We start from the raw sequence: 17471 nt of genomic DNA on the forward strand, positions 1-17471 counted from the left end.
CGCGAGGGCACCACCATCGCCCCCCTCATCACCCGCCTCAACACCATCCGCCGCGAGAACCCGGCTCTGCACCAGCTGCGCGATCTGCACTTCCACCGCACGGACAAGGAGGAGGTGATCGCCTACTCGAAGCGGCGGGGGTCGAACACGGTTCTGGTGGTCGTGAACCTCGACCCCCACCACACCCAGGAGGCCACGGTCTCGTTGGACATGCCGCAACTCGGCCTGGACTGGCACGAGTCGGTGCCGGTGCGCGACGAGCTCACCGGCGAGACCTACCACTGGGGCAGGGCCAACTATGTGCGCCTGGAGCCGGGCCGGACGCCCGCGCACGTCTGCACGGTTCTGCGACCGTCCCACCCGCAGATCGGAGGGTCACCCACCACATGATCTTCAACGAACCCGTGCCGGACACCTTCGAGGACACCCCGGCCAAGGACCGCGACCCGGACTGGTTCAAACGAGCCGTCTTCTACGAGGTCCTCGTCCGCTCCTTCCAGGACAGCAACGGCGACGGCATCGGCGACCTCAAGGGCCTGACCGCCAAGCTGGACTACCTGCAATGGCTGGGCGTGGACTGCCTGTGGCTGCCGCCCTTCTTCAAGTCACCGCTGCGCGACGGCGGCTACGACGTCTCCGACTACACCGCCGTGCTGCCCGAGTTCGGCGACCTGGCCGACTTCGTCGAGTTCGTGGACGCGGCGCACCAGCGCGGCATGCGCGTGATCATCGACTTCGTCATGAACCACACCAGCGACCAGCACCCGTGGTTCCAGGAGTCCCGGGCCAACCCGGACGGCCCGTACGGCGACTACTACATCTGGGCCGACGACGACAAGCAGTTCCAGGACGCGCGGATCATCTTCGTCGACACCGAGGCCTCCAACTGGACCTACGACCCGGTGCGCAAGCAGTACTACTGGCACCGGTTCTTCTCCCACCAGCCCGACCTCAACTACGAGAACCCGGCCGTCCAGGAGGAGATGATCTCCGCCCTGAAGTTCTGGCTGGACCTGGGCATCGACGGGTTCCGGCTGGACGCGGTGCCGTACCTGTACCAGGAGGAGGGCACCAACTGCGAGAACCTTCCGGCGACGCACGCCTTCCTCAAGCGGGTGCGCAAGGAGATCGACGCGCAGTACCCGGACACGGTCGTACTGGCGGAGGCCAACCAGTGGCCGGAGGACGTCGTCGACTACTTCGGCGACTTCGCCTCCGGCGGCGACGAGTGCCACATGGCCTTCCACTTCCCGGTCATGCCCCGCATCTTCATGGCCGTCCGCCGCGAGTCCCGCTACCCCGTATCCGAGATCCTCGCCAAGACCCCCGCCATCCCGTCCGGCTGCCAGTGGGGCATCTTCCTGCGCAACCACGACGAGCTGACCCTGGAAATGGTCACCGACGAGGAACGCGACTACATGTACGCGGAGTACGCCAAGGACCCGCGCATGCGCGCCAACATCGGCATCCGCCGGCGCCTGGCCCCGCTCCTCGACAACGACCGGGACCAGATCGAGCTGTTCACCGCGCTCCTCCTGTCCCTGCCCGGCTCGCCGATCCTCTACTACGGCGACGAGATCGGCATGGGCGACAACATCTGGCTCGGTGACCGGGACGCCGTACGGACCCCGATGCAGTGGACGCCCGACCGCAACGCCGGGTTCTCGTCGTCCGACCCCGGCCGGCTGTTCCTGCCCACGATCATGGACCCGGTCTACGGCTACCAGGTGACGAACGTCGAGGCGTCCATGGCCTCTCCGTCCTCCCTGCTGCACTGGACCCGCCGCATGATCGAGATCCGCAAGCAGAACCCTGCCTTCGGCCTCGGCACCTACACCGAACTGCCCTCCTCCAACCCCGCCGTACTGGCCTTCCTGCGGGAGTACGAGGACGACCTGGTGCTGTGCGTGCACAACTTCTCCCGGTTCGCGCAGCCCACCGAGCTGGACCTGAGCGCCTTCGAGGGGCGCCATCCGGTCGAGCTGTCCGGCGGGGTCCGCTTCCCGGCCGTCGGCGAGCTGCCGTACCTGCTGACCCTCGGCGGGCACGGCTTCTACTGGTTCCGGCTCCGCAAGGACGCCGTCTAGGGCCCGTCCAGGCCACAGGGCCCGATCCCCGGCGCGGGGCGGTTTCCGCCGCCCCGCCCGGGGCACGCATCAGTAACACCCCGACGACCCGGGGAAGGGACGCGACGCCATGTCGGAAGCCGTCACGAGCACCGTCACGAGCACGAGCCCACCGGGCCTCCTAGCGTCACTCGATCCACTCCTGCGGGACTGGCTGCCCCGGCAGCGCTGGTTCGCGGGCAAGGGGCGTCCGGTCACCGGGTTCTCACTGGTCGCCGCCACCGACCTGCTCCCCTCCGAGGCCCGCCTCGGCCTCCACCACGTGCTGGTCCGCGCCCACCAGCAGCCCGTCGCGGACCCGGGCGCGCCCGAGGAGCCCGGCGACTGCTACCAGCTCCTGATAGGCACGCGCGAGGCGCTGCCGCCCCGGCTGGCGCCCGCGCTGATCGGACACGTGACCGAGGGCCCGCTGGCCGGCCGCACCGCCTACGACGCCCTGTACGACACCCGGCCCGCCGAGGTGCTCCTGGAGGCGCTGCGCACCAGGGCCCGTATCGGCGGGCTCCGCTTCGAGCGGGAGGGGGAGGCGGAGATACGCACGGGGCTGGTGCCCCGGCTGATGACCGCCGAGCAGTCGAACTCCTCGCTCGTGTACGGAGATACGTTCATCCTCAAGCTGTTGCGCCGGATCGTGCCGGGCGTCAACCCCGATCTGGAGCTGCCCCTGGCGCTGTCCCGCGAGGACTGCCCCCGGGTGCCCGCGCCGGCGGGCTGGATGGTCGCCGACCTGACCGGCCGGACCTGGGTGCTGGGTGTGCTCCAGCCGTACGTGCAGGGCGCGACGGACGGCTGGGAGCTGGCCCTGCGGGAGCTGGCGAAGGGCGAGGACTTCGCCGCCGAGGCGCGTGCGCTGGGACGGGCCACCGCCGAGGTGCACACCGCGCTGGCCCGCGCGCTGCCGACCGTCACCCTCGGCCTCGGTCAGATCCGGCAGCTCGCCGACGGCATGACCGGCCGGCTGGAGGAGGCCGCGCGGGCGGTTCCGCTGCTGCGGCCGTACGCGCCCGCCCTGCGTACGGCGTTCACCGCACTGGGCGACCTGGCCGCCGAGGGCCGTACCTGGACCGCCCAGCGCGTCCACGGCGACCTGCACCTCGGCCAGTGCCTGCGCTCGCCCTCCGGGCAGTGGTCGCTGATCGACTTCGAGGGGGAGCCGGCGAAGCCCCTGGCCGAGCGCCGGATGCCGCAGCCGCCGGTGCGGGACGTCGCCGGGATGCTGCGTTCCTTCGACTACGCCGCGCACTCGGCCGGTGCCCCGGCGCCCGGCTGGGCCGAGTCCTGCCGGGCCGCGTACTGCACCGGGTACGCGGAGGCCGGCGGGCACGATCCGCGCACCGACCCGGTGATGCTGCGTGCCTGCGAGACGGACAAGGCGGTCTACGAGGTCCTGTACGAGGCACGGCACCGTCCCGACTGGCTGACGGTGCCCCTGTCCGCGGTGCGCCGCCTGTCCACGCCCGAACCGGCATGACGGCCACCTTTTTGCTCCTCCCTCTTGATCCCCCGCTTGCTCCCACTGCGACTGCGCCCAGGAGGCCCCGCCCGTGACCCCCCGCCCCTCGTCCAGCGGTCCCGACCCGGAGAAGACGGCCGCCAAGAAGGCGGCCGCGAAGGAGACGACCGGCAAGAAAGCGACAGCCAAGAAGACCGCGGCCAAGAAGACCGCGGCGAAGAAGGCCGCCGTCAAGAAGACCGTCGCCAGGAAAACCGTCGCCAAGAAGGCATCCGGCAAGCGGGCCGAGCCCCCCGTCTCCGTCACCCCCGCCCTGGACGCCGCCGACCGGGAGCGGCTGCTCGCCGGCACCCACCACGACCCGCACTCCGTGCTGGGCGCCCACCCGGTGCCCGGCGGGATCGCCGTGCGGGTCTTCCGGCCGTACGCCCTCGCGGTGAGCGTCCGGTCCGGGGAGCTGCGGGCCGAACTGCACGACGACGGGGACGGGTTCTTCTCGGGCCTGCTGCCGCTGGGCGACGTCCCGGCCTACCGGCTGCTGGTGACGTACGAGAGCACGGCCTCGGAGGCGGAGGACCCGTACCGCTTCCTGCCCACGCTGGGCGACCTGGACCTGCACCTGATCGGTGAGGGCCGGCACGAGCAGCTGTGGCAGGCGCTCGGCGCCCACCCGACGGTGCACGAGGGCGTGGCGGGCACCCGCTTCACGGTGTGGGCGCCGAACGCGCGCGGAGTGCGGGTGGCCGGCGGCTTCAACTTCTGGGACGGCACCGGTCACCCGATGCGCTCGCTGGGCGGCACCGGGGTGTGGGAGCTCTTCCTGCCCGGCATCGGCGCGGGCGAGCTGTACAAGTTCGAGATCACCCGGCCGGACGGCTCGCGCACCTTCCGCGCCGACCCGCTGGCCCGCCGTACCGAGGTGCCGCCGGCCACCTCCTCCGTCGTACACGCCTCCGACTACACCTGGGGCGACGAGGAGTGGCTGGCCCGGCGGGCGGAGGCGCCCGCGCACGAGGCGCCGATGTCGGTGTACGAGGTCCACCTGCCGTCCTGGCGGCCCGGACTGACGTACCGGGAGCTGGCCGAACAACTCCCCGCGTACGTCGGCGACCTGGGCTTCACGCACGTCGAGCTGATGCCGGTCGCCGAGCACCCCTTCGGCGGCTCCTGGGGCTACCAGGTCACCGGCTTCTACGCGCCCACGGCCCGGCTCGGCGACCCGGACGACTTCAAGTACCTGGTGGACCGGCTGCACCAGGCCGGGATCGGCGTCCTGATGGACTGGGTGCCGGCGCACTTCCCGCGCGACGACTGGGCGCTGGCCGAGTTCGACGGGCGGCCGCTGTACGAGCACTCCGACCCGCTGCGGGCGGCGCACCCGGACTGGGGGACGCTGGAGTTCGACTTCGGGCGCCGGGAGGTGCGCAACTTCCTGGTCGCCAACGCCGTGTACTGGTGCGAGGAGTTCCACATCGACGGGCTGCGGGTGGACGCGGTCGCCTCGATGCTCTACCTGGACTACTCGCGCGAGCCGGGCCAGTGGACGCCGAACGAGCACGGCGGCCGGGAGAACCTGGACGCGGTGGCATTCCTCCAGGAGGTGAACGCGACGGTGTACCGGCGGGTGCCGGGCGTCGTGACGGTCGCGGAGGAGTCGACGGCCTGGGACGGGGTCACCCGGGCCACCCACCACAAGGGGCCGAGCGGCTTCGGCGGGCTCGGGTTCGGGCTGAAGTGGAACATGGGCTGGATGCACGACTCGCTCCAGTACATGAGCCACGAGCCGGTGCACCGCAAGTACCACCACGGCGAGATGACCTTCTCCATGGTGTACGCGTACAGCGAGAACTACGTGCTGCCGATATCGCACGACGAGGTGGTGCACGGGAAGAGGTCGCTGGTGTCGAAGATGCCGGGCGACTGGTGGCAGCAGCGCGCCAACGTACGGGCGTACCTGGGCTTCATGTGGGCGCACCCCGGCAAGCAGCTGCTCTTCATGGGGCAGGAGTTCGCGCAGGGCGCGGAGTGGTCCGAGGCGCACGGGCCCGACTGGTGGCTGCTCGACCCGGAGTACGGGGCGGCGGCGGACCACCGGGGCGTACGGGACCTGGTCCGCGACCTGAACACCGCCTACCGGGCCACGCCCGCCCTGTGGCGGCTCGACACCCACCCCGACGGGTTCGCGTGGGTCGTCGGGGACGCCGCCGAGGACAACGTCCTCGCGTTCCTGCGCCTGGACGCCGACGGCACCCCGCTCCTCGCGGTGTCGAACCTCGCCCCGGTCGTCCGGCACGACTACCGCCTCGGCGTCCCGGACGACGTGCCCGCCTGGCACGAGGTGCTCAACACGGACGCCGTGCGGTACGGCGGCGGTGGCGTGGGCAGTCCCGACCCGGTCAAGCCGGAGGCGCGGGGGTGGCACGGCCGGGCGGCGAGCGTCCGCCTGACCCTGCCGCCCCTCGCGACGGTGTGGCTGCGTCCGGCCTAGGCGTCCACGAGGCCCTTCGGCAGCGGCTCGGTGTGCAGGACGCCGAGCCGCTGGGTGGCCCGGGTGAGGGCGACGTACAGGTCGCTGGTGCCGTAGCGGCCGGGCTCGACGACCAGGACGGAGTCGAACTCCAGGCCCTTGGACTGGCGCGGGTCGAGCAGGACGACCGTGTGGGTCAGGTCAGGCTCGGCGCCCGCCGTGACGCCGTCCAGCCGGGCGGCGAGCGCGGTGTGCAGCTCGCGCGGGGCGATGACGGCGAGGCGGCCCTCCTCGGGGGTCAGCTCGCCGACCGCCTCGGCTACCGCCGCCGGGAGGTCGTCCGTGGCGCGGACGAAGGGCCTCACGCCCGTGGACCGCACCGAACTCGGCGGTTCGAAGGAGGGGTCCTCGGCCCGGACCACCGCCGCCGCCACGTCCATGATCTCGGCCGGGGTGCGGTAGTTGACGCCCAGCCGGGTGTGCTCCCAGCGGTCCTCGACGTAGGGGGCGAGGATCTTCGACCAGGAGCCGACGCCGGCCGCCTCCGCGGTCTGCGCCGGGTCGCCGACCAGGGTCATCGAGCGGGTGGGGCAGCGGCGCATCAGCAGCCGCCAGGCCATCGGGGACAGCTCCTGCGCCTCGTCCACGATGATGTGCCCGAAAGCCCAGGTCCGGTCGGCCGCGGCGCGCTCGGCGGCGCTGCGGTGGTCCTCCGCCTCCTGGCGTTCGGCGAAGCGTTCGGCGTCGATGATGTCGTGGGCGAGGAGGACCTCGGCGTCCTCCTCGTCCTTGTCCTCGAACTCGTAGGTCCGGGACGCGTACGACACGTCCAGCACGCCCTGCGCGTAGGCGATCTGCGCCGCCCGCTCGCGTTCGGCGCGGGTGCGGGCGACGCGGTCGTCCACGCCGAGCAGTTCGGCCGCCTCGTCCAGCAGCGGCACGTCGGCGACGGTCCAGTGCCGGGTGACCGGGCGGCGGACGGCGGCGGCGTCCTCGGGGCTCAGGAAGTCCTCGGGGGCGGCGAGGAAGTCGGCGACCAGGCGGTGCGGGGTGAGGCGGGGCCACAGCTGGTCGACGGCGGACCAGACCTCGGGGTTCTCGGCGAGTTCGTCGCGGATCTGGGTGACGTCGCTCGCGTCGAGCAGGCTGGAGCCGTCGAAGGGGTCGGTGCCGATGCGCTCGGCGTACAGCTCGGTCAGCGTGTTGAGGATGTGCCCCTCGAAGTGCTCGCGGGCGGCGTTGTGCGGCAGCTTCGCGGCGCGGGTGCGTTCGCGGGCGACGCCGACGAGGCCGTCGTCCAGCATCAGGATCTCGCGGTCGTGCTCGATCGCGATCACCGGGTCGGGCAGCGCCTGCCGGTCGCGGACCACCTCGGCGAGTACGCCGGCCATGTCGGCGCGGCCCTTGACCGCCGCCGCCTCGGGAGTGTCCGTCGCGGTGGCCTTCACGCCGGGGAACAGTTCGCCGACGGTGGCGAGGAGCACGCCGGTCTCGCCCAGGGAGGGCAGCACCTCGCCGATGTAGCCGAGGAAGGCGGGGTTGGGGCCGACGATGAGGACGGCGCGCTTGGCGAGCAGTTCGCGGTGCTCGTAGAGGAGGTAGGCGGCGCGGTGCAGGGCGACGGCGGTCTTGCCGGTGCCGGGGCCGCCCTCGACGACCAGGACGCCGCGGTGCGGGGCGCGGATGATGCGGTCCTGGTCGGCCTGGATGGTCTGCACGATGTCGCCCATGCGGCCGGTGCGCGCCGAGTTCAGCGCGGCCAGCAGCACGGCGTCGCCGGACGGGTCCTCGTGGCCGGTGCGCGTCTCGTCGCCGACGTCGAGGAACTCGTCGTGCAGGGCGGTGACCCGGCGGCCCTCGCTGGCGATGTGCCGGCGGCGGCGCAGGCCCATCGGGGTGTGGCCGGTGGCCAGGTAGAAGGGGCGGGCGACGTCGGCCCGCCAGTCGATCAGAACCGGGGTGCGCTCGGCGTCGTCGGCGCGCAGGCCGATGCGGCCGATGTGGTGACCGGTACCGGAGGCGAGGTCGATCCGGCCGAAGCAGAGGGAGCCGTCCACCGCGTTGAGCGCGGCGAGCAGCCCGGAGCGCTCGGCGACCAGGATGTCCCGCTCCAGCCTGGCCTGCTGGGGGGTGTTGCCCTGCGCGAGCGCCTCGGTGACCGACACCTCGGCGTCGCCGCGCAGCGCGTCCACACGCGCGTACAGTCCGTCGATGAATTCCTGCTCGTGCCGCAATTCATCGTCCGGATATTCGGTGTTTGACAATTCCACTCCCGGCCGCATATACTGTGCCTACTGAACTTCTTCGCGACCTCTTTCTACTGAAGTCACGAATCATCGAATATACGCAGAGAAATCCCCCAGGCGCAATTGCCCGGGGGATTCTTTGTGCGGTGGTCCGGTCAGATCACGTCGGCCAGCTCCGCCAGCAGCCGCCGCTTGGGCCGCGCACCCACCATCGACTTCACCGGCTCACCCCCGCGGAAGACCATGAACGTCGGCATCGACAGCACCTTGTACGCGTTGGTGGTCGCCGGATTCCGGTCGACGTTCAGCTGCACCACCTTGAGCCGGCCGGCCTCCTCGGCGGCCACGGCCGCGAGCACCGGGGCCATCTGCCGGCACGGCGGGCACCAGTCCGCCGTGAACTCCACCAGCACCGGCAGCTCGCCGGCCAGCACCTCCTCGTCGAACTCCGCGTCCGTCACCTCCGGCACCCCGGTGACCGTCGTCATGCGTGTCCTCCCAGTTCGCATTTGGGCTCCGGACCCCCCGGAACCGCCGCCTCGGCCCGCGCGAGCTGCGCGCCCACCTGCGCCCGCACCGACGTCAGCTGCTCGATCAGCGTGTCCAGCTCCGCCAGCTTGCGCCGGTAGACCACGAGGGACGCCGGGCAGGAGTCGCCCTCGGGGTGCCCGGCGCGCAGGCACTCCACGAACGGGCGGGTCTCCTCCAGGTCGAACCCGAAGTCCTGGAGCGTCCTGATCTGCCGCAGCAGCTTCAGGTCGTCCTCGTCGTAGGTCCGGTAGCCGTTCTCGCCCCGCCGCGCGGGCAGCAGGCCCCGCGACTCGTAGTACCGCAGCGTCCGCGTCGTGGTCCCGGCGCGTGCGGCCAGCTCGCCGATTCGCATGCGGACGAACGTAAGCCTTGACGCGGACGTCAAGGCAAGAAGCCCCGCGCCGGGGGACGCGGGGCTTCTTCGGGGGACCGGGCGGCTGAGCAACGGGGGGAGCACCTCAGCCGCCCGGCGTGTGCGGCGCGGTCAGGCCCGCGCCAGCTCCTTCTCGCCGCCCTGCTCGGGCAGGTCGGGCGTGTCGCCGGCGTCGTCGTCGGCGCCGTGGTCGTCGTCCAGCAGGGTCTTCTCGTCGAACGGGATCCGGCCGGCGAGCACCTCGTTCACCCGGGCCTTGTCGATCTCCTTGGTCCAGGTGCCGATCAGGACGGTGGCGACGGCGTTGCCGCCGAAGTTGGTCAGGGCGCGGGCCTCGCTCATGAAGCGGTCGATGCCGACGATCAGGCCGATGCCGTCCACCAGGGCGGGCTTGTGCGAGGAGAGACCACCGGCCAGCGTGGCCAGACCGGCGCCGGAGACACCGGCCGCGCCCTTCGAGGCGACCAGCAGGAAGAGCAGCAGCGGGATCTGCTCGCCGATCGACATCGGCGTGCCCATGGCGTCGGCGATGAACAGCGAGGCCATGGTCATGTAGATCATGGTGCCGTCGAGGTTGAAGGAGTAGCCGGTCGGGACGGTGATGCCGACCACCGGCTTGCTGATGCCCAGGTGCTCCATCTTCGCGATGAGGCGCGGCAGCGCCGACTCCGAGGAGGAGGTGGACAGGATCAGCAGGAACTCGCGGCCCAGGTACTTGAAGAGCGAGAAGACGTTGACGCCGGCGATGACGCGCAGCAGCGTGCCCAGCACCACGAAGAGGAAGAGGACGCAGGTGACGTAGAAGCCGAGCATCAGGACGGCCAGGCTCTTGAGGGCGTCGACGCCGGCCGAGCCGGTGACGGCGGCGATGGCACCGAAGGCGCCGACCGGGGCCGCCCACATGATCATCGCCAGGACGCGGAAGACCAGCCGCTGGATGTGCTCGATGCCGCGCAGCACCGGCTGCCCGGCGTTGCCCATGGCCTGCAGGGCGAAGCCGCACAGCAGGGCGATCAGCAGGGTCTGCAGGACCTCGCCGGAGGTGAACGCCGACACGATCGTGGTCGGGATGATGCCCATCAGGAAGTCGACGGTGCCCTTGGCCTCCGCGTCGACCTGCGCCTGACCGGTCTCCTTGACGGCGTCGGTCACCGCGAGGCCGGTGCCCGGGTCGAGGATGTTGCCGACGACCAGGCCGATGGCGAGCGCCACCAGCGACATCACCAGGAAGTAGCCCAGCGCGATACCGCCGACCGCGCCGACCTTGGCGGCCTTGCGGACGGAACCGATGCCCAGCACGATCGTGCAGAAGATGATCGGCGAGATCATCATCTTGATCAGGTTCACGAAGCCGGTGCCGAGCGGCTTCAGCTCCGTCGCGAAGTCGGGCGCGATCAGACCGACGGCGATACCGAGGGCGACCGCGATGATCACCGCGATGTAGAGGTAGTGCGTGCGGTCCCGCTTGGCTTTGGGTGCGGCTGGTGCCGTAGCGGCGTTGCTGGTCACGGCGGCCCTCCTTGACGACGTCGTCGGCATCACCGGCGTGCGGCTCACGTCCGGGCGGTTGTTTCGGGGATGCGGCGACTATCTCCCGCGTTGTGAGCGCGGTCACCCTTGCGTTCATTTAGTTCACAATCCAGCCAGGAGGGAGACTTGCGGCATGCACCTCCGCGTCCCGAGACCCCGTAGCCTGGCCGGTCAGCTGTTCGCCATGCAGGCCGTGCTGATCGCGGTCGTCGTGGCCGGGTACGCGCTGTTCACCTACATCAGCGACCGGGGGCAGGCGCAGGACGCGGCCGGGCGGCAGGCCAGGGCGGTGACCCTGGCGATAGCCGACTCGCCGTCCGTGCTGGAGGCCATCCGCTCCCCCGATCCGACGGCGCGGCTCCAGCCGTACGCGGTGCGGGTCATGCGGGACACCGACGTGGACTTCGTGACGATCATGGATCCGGAGGGCATTCGCTGGACCCACCCGGACCCGAAACAAATCGGCCATCCCTTCCGCGGGCACATCGAGCGCGCGCAGCGGGGCCAGACCTTCACCGAGACCTATACGGGCACGCTCGGGCCGTCGGTGCGGGCGGTGACTCCGGTGCTGGACGACGGGCGGGTGGTCGGACTGGTCAGCGCCGGGATCAAGGTCGAGGAGATCAGCAAGCGGGCGCAGGAGCAGCTCACGGCGCTGCTCGGGGTGGCGGCCGGGGCGCTGCTGCTCGGCGCGGTCGGCACGTACGTGATCAACGCGCGGCTGCGCCGGCACACGCACGGGATGAACGCGGACGAGCTGAGCCGGATGCACGACTACCATCAGGCGGCGCTGCACGCGGTGCGGGAGGGTCTGCTCATGCTGGACGGGCAGTACCGTGTCGCGCTGATCAACGACGGCGGACGGGAGCTGCTCGGCGTGACCGGTGACGTGGTGGGCGCCTCCGTCGCGGACCTGGGGCTGCCGGCCCAGCTGACCGGGGCGCTGCTGGCGTCCGAGCAGCGGGTGGACGAGGTGCACCTGACCGACCGGCGGGTGCTGGTGGTGAACACCTCGCCGGTCTCCGGCGGCGAGCGGCGGGGCACGGTGGTGACCCTGCGGGACGTGACCGAGCTGCAGTCGCTGATGGGCGAGCTGAACTCGGAGCGCGGCTTCACGCAGGCGCTGCGTTCGCAGGCGCACGAGGCGGCGAACCGGCTGCACACGGTCGTCTCGCTGATCGAGCTGGGCCGCGCGGAGGAAGCCGTGGACTTCGCGACGGCCGAACTGGAACTGGCGCAGGCGCTGACCGACCAGGTGGTGGCCGCGGTGAGCGAACCGGTGCTGGCCGCGCTGCTGCTGGGCAAGACGGCACAGGCCAACGAGCGGGGAGTGGAGCTGGTGGTGTCGCACGACAGCCGACTGGACGACGGACTGCTGCCGCCGTCCCTGCCCGCCCGGGACCTGGTGACGATCCTGGGCAACCTGGTCGACAACGCGGTGGACGCGGCGCAGGGCCGGGTGCCGTCGCGGGTGACGGTGGCGGCGTACACGGAGGCGGTCGGGGGTGGCGGGGGTTCTGGGGCGGGTTCGGGGGTCGGCGGGGGCTCCGGGGCGGACTCAGTGGCCGGCGGCAGTCCCGGCCCGGACTCGGCGAGCGGCGGGAGTCCCGGCTCGGGCTCGGTCGTCGGCGGTGGTGGCTCCGAGCTGGTGCTGTGGGTGTCCGACACGGGTGCCGGGGTCGATCCCGCCCATGCCGACCTGGTCTTCCAGCGGGGTTACTCAACGAAGCCGGCCGGTGAGGGCGGCCGGGGTCTGGGGCTGGCGCTGGTCAGTCAGGCGGTGCAGCGGCACGGCGGCACCCTGACGGTGACGGAGGCGGACGGAGGCGGCGCCCGTTTCGAGGCGCGGCTGCCGCTGGACGCCCCCGGGGGCCGCACGCCGGTGCCGGAGGCCCTCGCGGGCAGACCGGAACCCGGGGGTGCCGTATGAGCGGCACCGCCGAGCAGCCCATCCGGGTCCTGGTCGTCGAGGACGACCCCGTCGCCGCCGACGCGCACGTGATGTATGTCGGCCGGGTGCCGGGATTCACGGCCGTCGGCAAGGCGCACACCGGGGTCGAGGCCCGGCGCATGCTGGACCGCACGCCGGTGGACCTGCTCCTGCTCGACCTGCACCTGCCGGACGTGCACGGGCTGCAGCTGGCCCGTTCGCTGCGGGCGGCCGGGCACCACACCGACGTGATAGCGGTGACGTCGGCGCGGGACCTGACGGTCGTACGGGAAGGGGTGTCGCTGGGCGTCGTGCAGTACGTGCTGAAGCCATTCACCTTCGCCACCCTGCGCGACCGGCTGGTGCGGTACGCGGAGTTCCGGGGTGCCGCCGGGGAGGCGAGCGGCCAGGACGAGGTGGACCGGGCGCTGGCCAGACTGCGGGCTCCCGGCCCGGCCGCGCTGCCGAAGGGCCTGAGCGGGCCGACGCTGGAGCGGGTGACGGGCGCACTGCGCGGCTCGGACGAGGGCCTCACGGCGGCGCGGGTCGCGGAGACGGTGGGCATCTCGCGGATCACGGCCCGCCGCTACCTGGAGCACCTGGTGGACGCGGGGCGGGCGGGACGGGCCCCGCAGTACGGGCAGGTGGGGCGGCCGGAGTTGGTGTACCGGTGGGTGCGGGAGAGCGAGCGGGGCCGTTGAACACGACTTGTCCACCGCACACTCATTGACCTGACTAGACCACTCCTCTTACGTTCGCGGAGCAGCCGTCCCGGCCACAGCGTCGTGCCCGCAGGAGGTCATGCCCGTGCGTCCCACCGTCCGGTTCACCGCCCTGTTCACCCTCACCGCGCTCGCCTCCACCGCCCTCGCCGCCTGCGGCAGCGGCTCCGGCGACGATCCGGACACGGTGAAGGTCTCCTTCAAGCAGTCGACGGACAACTCCATCAAGGTGATGGACACCTATCTCGCCGATATCAAGAAGCAGTTCGAGAAGGCCAACCCGGGGAAGAAGGTCGAGCTCGTCCCCATCAAGGCGCCGGACTCGGAGTACTACACCAAGCTCCAGCAGATGCTCCGCTCCCCCAAGACCGCGCCGGACCTGGTCTACGAGGACACCTTCCTCATCAACTCCGACATCACCAGCGGGTACCTGAAGCCCCTCGACGACTACCTGGCGAAGTGGAAGGACTGGGACCAGTTCATCGACACCGCGAAGGCGGCGGCCACCGGCGAGGACGGCAAGACGTACGGCGTCCCGGACGGGACGGACACCCGGGGCCTGTGGTTCAGCAAGGACGTGTTCGCCAAGGCGGGGCTGCCCGCCGACTGGCAGCCGAAGACCTGGGACGAGGTCCTGGACGCCGCCCGCACCATCAAGGAGAAGGTCCCCGGCGTCACACCGATCAACGTGTACACCGGCAAGCCCGCCGGCGAGGCCGCCACCATGCAGGGCTTCCAGATGCTGCTGTACGGCACGAACGACGGGACCAAGGACCCGCTGTACGACAAGGACAGCAAGAAGTGGATCACGGCGGGGCAGGGCTTCGAGGACTCCCTCGCCTTCGTCGAGACCGTGTACAAGGAGAAGCTCGGGCCGGAGGTCTCCGACGCGCTCGACCCCAACTTCGGGACCCGGGTGCGCGGTGAGCTGCTCCCGCAGGGCAAGCTCGGGATCGCGCTGGACGGCTCCTGGCTGCCGCAGGACTGGCTGGAGGGCAGCGGGCACGAGTGGCCCGAGTGGTCGCGGGAGCTGGGCCTCGCCGCCATGCCCACGCAGCACGGGCAGGCGCCCGGCAGGGTGAGCATGTCCGGCGGCTGGGCCTGGTCGATCCCGGCCCAGGCGAGCAACCCGGACCTGGCCTTCGAGTTCATCAAGACGATGCAGACCAAGGCCAACGCCCAGAAGTGGTACGTCGCCAACTCCGGCATCGCGGTCCGCGAGGACGTGGCGAACGATCCCGCGTACGTCGAGGCGCAGCCCGGCATCGAGTTCTTCACCGACCTCGTCGAGGTCACCCACTACCGGCCCGCCTACCCGGCGTACCCGAAGGTCTCCGTCGCCGTCCAGGAGGCGATGGAGGGCGTGACGACCGGTGACATGTCGGTCGAGGAGGCGGCGCGCGGATACGACGAGGCGCTCAGGGAGGCGACCGACAACCAGGTGGTGAGCAAGTGACGGCGACCGCGCCGCAGCACGCGGGGCCGGGGGTGCGGAAGGAACCGGCGTCCCCGGCCGCCTCCGGGGGGCGGACCGGCACCGTGCGCCGGTCCCTGTTCCGGGCCCTGCCCGTCTCCCCCGCCGTCGTCCTGCTGCTGCTCTTCCTCGCCGGCCCCATCGGCTACTGCGTGGTCATCGCCTTCACCGACCTCCAGCTCACCGGGCAGGCGGAGTCGTCCTTCGTCGGCTTCGAGAACTTCACCCGCGCGTTCCAGGACGAGGCGTTCCTCAACGCCGTGTGGCTGACCCTGGTCTTCACGGTGCTGTCGTCGCTGATCGGGCAGAACACCCTCGGCCTGGCGCTGGCCTCGCTGATGCAGCGGGCCTCGAAGCCGGTGCGTACGCTCACCGGCGGCATCGTTGTCACGGCGTGGGTGCTGCCGGAGGTGGTGGCTGGCTTCCTGCTGTACGCCTTCTTCCGTCGCGAGGGCACCCTCAACGCCATCCTGGACTGGCTCCATCTGCCGTCCCAGAACTGGCTGTTCACGCTGCCGATCCTCGCGGTGTCCTTCGCCAACGTGTGGCGGGGCACGGCGTTCTCGATGCTGGTGTACTCGGCGGCGCTCAACGAGATCCCCAAGGAGGTCACCGAGGCCGCCGAGGTGGACGGGGCGAGCGGCTGGCGCCGGATGTGGCACATCACGCTGCCGATGATCCGGCGTTCCATCGGCACCAACCTGATGCTCAACACGCTGCAGACCCTGTCGGTCTTCGGGCTGATCTGGGTGATGACGCGCGGCGGCCCGAGCGGCAAGAGCCAGACGCTGCCGCTGTTCATGTACGAGCAGGCCTTCCAGAACAGTCTGATCGGGTACGGCACGGCGGTGGCGCTGCTGCTGTTGCTGATCGGCTCGCTGTTCTCGGTCGTGTACCTGCGCCTGCTGCGGACGGAGGTCTGACATGGCGTCCACGGTCACGTCCCGTACGCCCCGCCGCGCCCCCGCCGCCCGGCGCAACCGGCGCAACCGGCGCCGCACCGCCGCCGACGCCGGGCTGCTGGCGGCCGCCGCCGCCTTCGTGCTGCCGCTGGCCTGGGTGGTGCTGTCCGCCCTGGACCCGCGCGCGAGCCTCAGGGTGAAGGTCCCCGACGGGGTGACGCTGGACAACTTCGACGCGATCCTCACCCCGGAGATCACCTTCACGCCGCTGCTGAACAGCCTGGTCCTGTGCGGCGGCGCGACGGCGCTGACGGTGGTGTGCGCGGCGCTCGCGGCGTATCCGCTCTCCCGTTTCCGGTCGCGGCTGAACCGGCCGTTCCTGCTGACCGTCCTGTTCGCGACCAGTCTGCCGATCACGGCGATCATGGTGCCGGTCTACGCCCTGTTCGTGCGGGTGAACCTGATCGACACCATGCACGGGACGATCTTCTTCTTCGCCGCCTCCCAGCTCCCGTTCGCCATCTGGCTGATGAAGAACTTCATGGACGGCGTGCCCAAGGAGCTGGAGGAGGCGGCCTGGACGGACGGAGCGTCGTCGTTCCAGTCGCTGCTGCGGATCGTGCTGCCGCTGATGGGGCCGGGCGTGGCGGTGGTGACCGTCTTCTCGTTCGTGATGATGTGGGGCAACTTCTTCGTCCCGTTCATGCTGCTGCTCACCCCGGACCAGATGCCGGCCTCGGTGAGCATCAACGACTTCTTCGGCAACCGGGGCATGGTGGCGTACGGGCAGCTGGCGGCGTTCTCGATCGTCTACTCGACGCCGGTGATCCTGCTGTACGTGCTGATCTCGCGGCGGCTGGGCGGGGGGTTCGCGCTGGGCGGGGCGGTCAAGGGGTGAGCGCGCGGGGACCGGGCGTGCGCCCGTAGGTTCGTACAATGCGTATCGCTGGCTGAACAGCCCGTAGTCAGGGTGCGCCCGTACCCCTACGGTGTGCGCGTGCGCCGACCCTCACCTCACCCGAACCAGTCGGGTCCCCCCTTCAACGCCCTCGCCGCCCGCCGGCTGCGTGCCGCCCTCAACATGGGGCCCGAGCACGTCGCCCACGGCATGCGGGTGTCGTACGGACTGCCGTACGTCACCCCCGACCACGTCATCGCCTGGGAGCGCGGCATCGCCTCCCCCGCCGGCTCCGAGCTCACCGCGCTCGCCGGGGTGCTGTGGTGCTCGCCCGGCGACCTGATAGGCCGGCCGCAGACGCTGCGCGAGCACCGCGTCGCGCGCGGTCTGGCGCCGGAGGACGTGGCCCGTGCCGCCGGGGTCGCGCTCGCGGCCTACCTGCGGATGGAGGAGACCGACGGCTGGCGCGGCACCGACCGCCAGTCCGCCGCGCTCGCCCACGTGCTGGACCTCGCGCTGCCCGACTTCGTGACCGTCACGGGGCGCGACGAGAAGCTCGCCGAGCTGCTGAGCAGTGCCGTCACCACCCGCTGGCAGGGGTACGTACGGCCGGTCGGCAAGATCGCGCCGCTGGACCGGCGGGTCCTGGAGAACGTGCTCCAGGTGCTGCACCAGGACTACCAGGGGCACATGACCGCCACCCTCAGCTGGGGCGGCGGCGGTCCCGACTCCAGCGCGGCGGGCCGGGACTTCCTGGACCGGATCGTGGAGCACTTCTGGGCGGCGGTCGAGAAGCACCCGTGACCCTCTGGGGCCTTC

13 protein-coding genes and 1 pseudogene are annotated in these 17471 nt (G+C 71.2%); 10 read left to right on the plus strand and 4 right to left on the minus strand.

What is annotated here, in order from left to right; translation table 11 throughout:
- The 4 genes and pseudogenes from AMK11_RS06085 to glgB form a co-directional block, all read left to right on the plus strand.
- A pseudogene (locus AMK11_RS06085) lies at nt 1-390 on the plus strand (alpha-1,4-glucan--maltose-1-phosphate maltosyltransferase); the annotation flags it as partial.
- Complete coding sequence (gene treS / locus AMK11_RS06090) at nt 387-2087, plus strand: maltose alpha-D-glucosyltransferase (RefSeq protein WP_073724014.1); 1701 nt, start codon at nt 387-389, stop codon at nt 2085-2087. The pseudogene AMK11_RS06085 and the gene treS, both read left to right, overlap by 4 nt.
- 109 nt (nt 2088-2196) lie before the next feature.
- On the plus strand, nt 2197-3597 hold the full coding sequence (locus AMK11_RS06095) for a maltokinase N-terminal cap-like domain-containing protein (RefSeq protein WP_073724016.1): 1401 nt from the start codon (nt 2197-2199) through the stop codon (nt 3595-3597).
- 73 nt (nt 3598-3670) lie between these two features.
- The gene (gene glgB, locus AMK11_RS06100) at nt 3671-6067 is read left to right on the plus strand and encodes a 1,4-alpha-glucan branching enzyme (protein WP_073724018.1); all 2397 of its coding nucleotides are present in this window, start codon (nt 3671-3673) and stop codon (nt 6065-6067) included.
- Here the strand turns inward: glgB and AMK11_RS06105 are convergent.
- The 4 genes from AMK11_RS06105 to AMK11_RS06120 form a co-directional block, all read right to left on the minus strand.
- On the minus strand, nt 6064-8328 hold the full coding sequence (locus AMK11_RS06105) for a HelD family protein (RefSeq protein WP_073724020.1): 2265 nt from the start codon (nt 8326-8328) through the stop codon (nt 6064-6066). The two genes, glgB and AMK11_RS06105, sit on opposite strands and share 4 nt — an antisense overlap.
- 119 nt (nt 8329-8447) lie before the next feature.
- The gene (gene trxA / locus AMK11_RS06110) at nt 8448-8780 is read right to left on the minus strand and encodes a thioredoxin (protein ID WP_073724022.1); all 333 of its coding nucleotides are present in this window, start codon (nt 8778-8780) and stop codon (nt 8448-8450) included.
- Nucleotides 8777-9175, minus strand: coding sequence for a MerR family transcriptional regulator (locus AMK11_RS06115; RefSeq protein WP_073724024.1), 399 nt, complete (start codon nt 9173-9175; stop codon nt 8777-8779). Before AMK11_RS06115 ends, trxA begins: the two co-directional genes overlap by 4 nt.
- A 132-nt stretch (nt 9176-9307) precedes the next feature.
- Nucleotides 9308-10705 (minus strand): cation:dicarboxylate symporter family transporter, encoded by a 1398-nt coding sequence (locus tag AMK11_RS06120; protein ID WP_073724026.1) that lies wholly within the window; start codon nt 10703-10705, stop codon nt 9308-9310.
- Between the two features lie 154 nt (nt 10706-10859).
- Between AMK11_RS06120 and AMK11_RS06125 the strand changes: the two genes are divergently transcribed.
- The 6 genes from AMK11_RS06125 (at nt 10860) to AMK11_RS06150 (ending at nt 17456) form a co-directional block, all read left to right on the plus strand.
- Complete coding sequence (locus tag AMK11_RS06125) at nt 10860-12656, plus strand: sensor histidine kinase (RefSeq protein ID WP_073724028.1); 1797 nt, start codon at nt 10860-10862, stop codon at nt 12654-12656.
- Complete coding sequence (locus tag AMK11_RS06130) at nt 12653-13357, plus strand: response regulator (RefSeq protein ID WP_073724030.1); 705 nt, start codon at nt 12653-12655, stop codon at nt 13355-13357. Before AMK11_RS06125 ends, AMK11_RS06130 begins: the two co-directional genes overlap by 4 nt.
- Before the next feature lie 100 nt (nt 13358-13457).
- Nucleotides 13458-14834 (plus strand): extracellular solute-binding protein, encoded by a 1377-nt coding sequence (locus AMK11_RS06135; protein WP_198941309.1) that lies wholly within the window; start codon nt 13458-13460, stop codon nt 14832-14834.
- Nucleotides 14831-15775, plus strand: coding sequence for a carbohydrate ABC transporter permease (locus tag AMK11_RS06140; protein ID WP_073724064.1), 945 nt, complete (start codon nt 14831-14833; stop codon nt 15773-15775). The genes AMK11_RS06135 and AMK11_RS06140 overlap by 4 nt, the downstream gene beginning before the upstream one ends.
- A 1-nt stretch (nt 15776) precedes the next feature.
- Nucleotides 15777-16652 carry a carbohydrate ABC transporter permease gene (locus AMK11_RS06145; protein ID WP_073724066.1) on the plus strand — a complete coding sequence of 292 codons (876 nt, stop codon included), beginning with the start codon at nt 15777-15779 and terminating at the stop codon, nt 16650-16652.
- A 99-nt stretch (nt 16653-16751) separates the two neighbouring features.
- Complete coding sequence (locus AMK11_RS06150; RefSeq protein ID WP_198941310.1) at nt 16752-17456, plus strand: helix-turn-helix domain-containing protein; 705 nt, start codon at nt 16752-16754, stop codon at nt 17454-17456.
- Nucleotides 17457-17471: the final 15 nt, after the last annotated feature.

The organism is Streptomyces sp. CB02414 (assembly GCF_001905385.1).
In the GTDB taxonomy this organism is placed as follows: Bacteria; Actinomycetota; Actinomycetes; order Streptomycetales; family Streptomycetaceae; genus Streptomyces.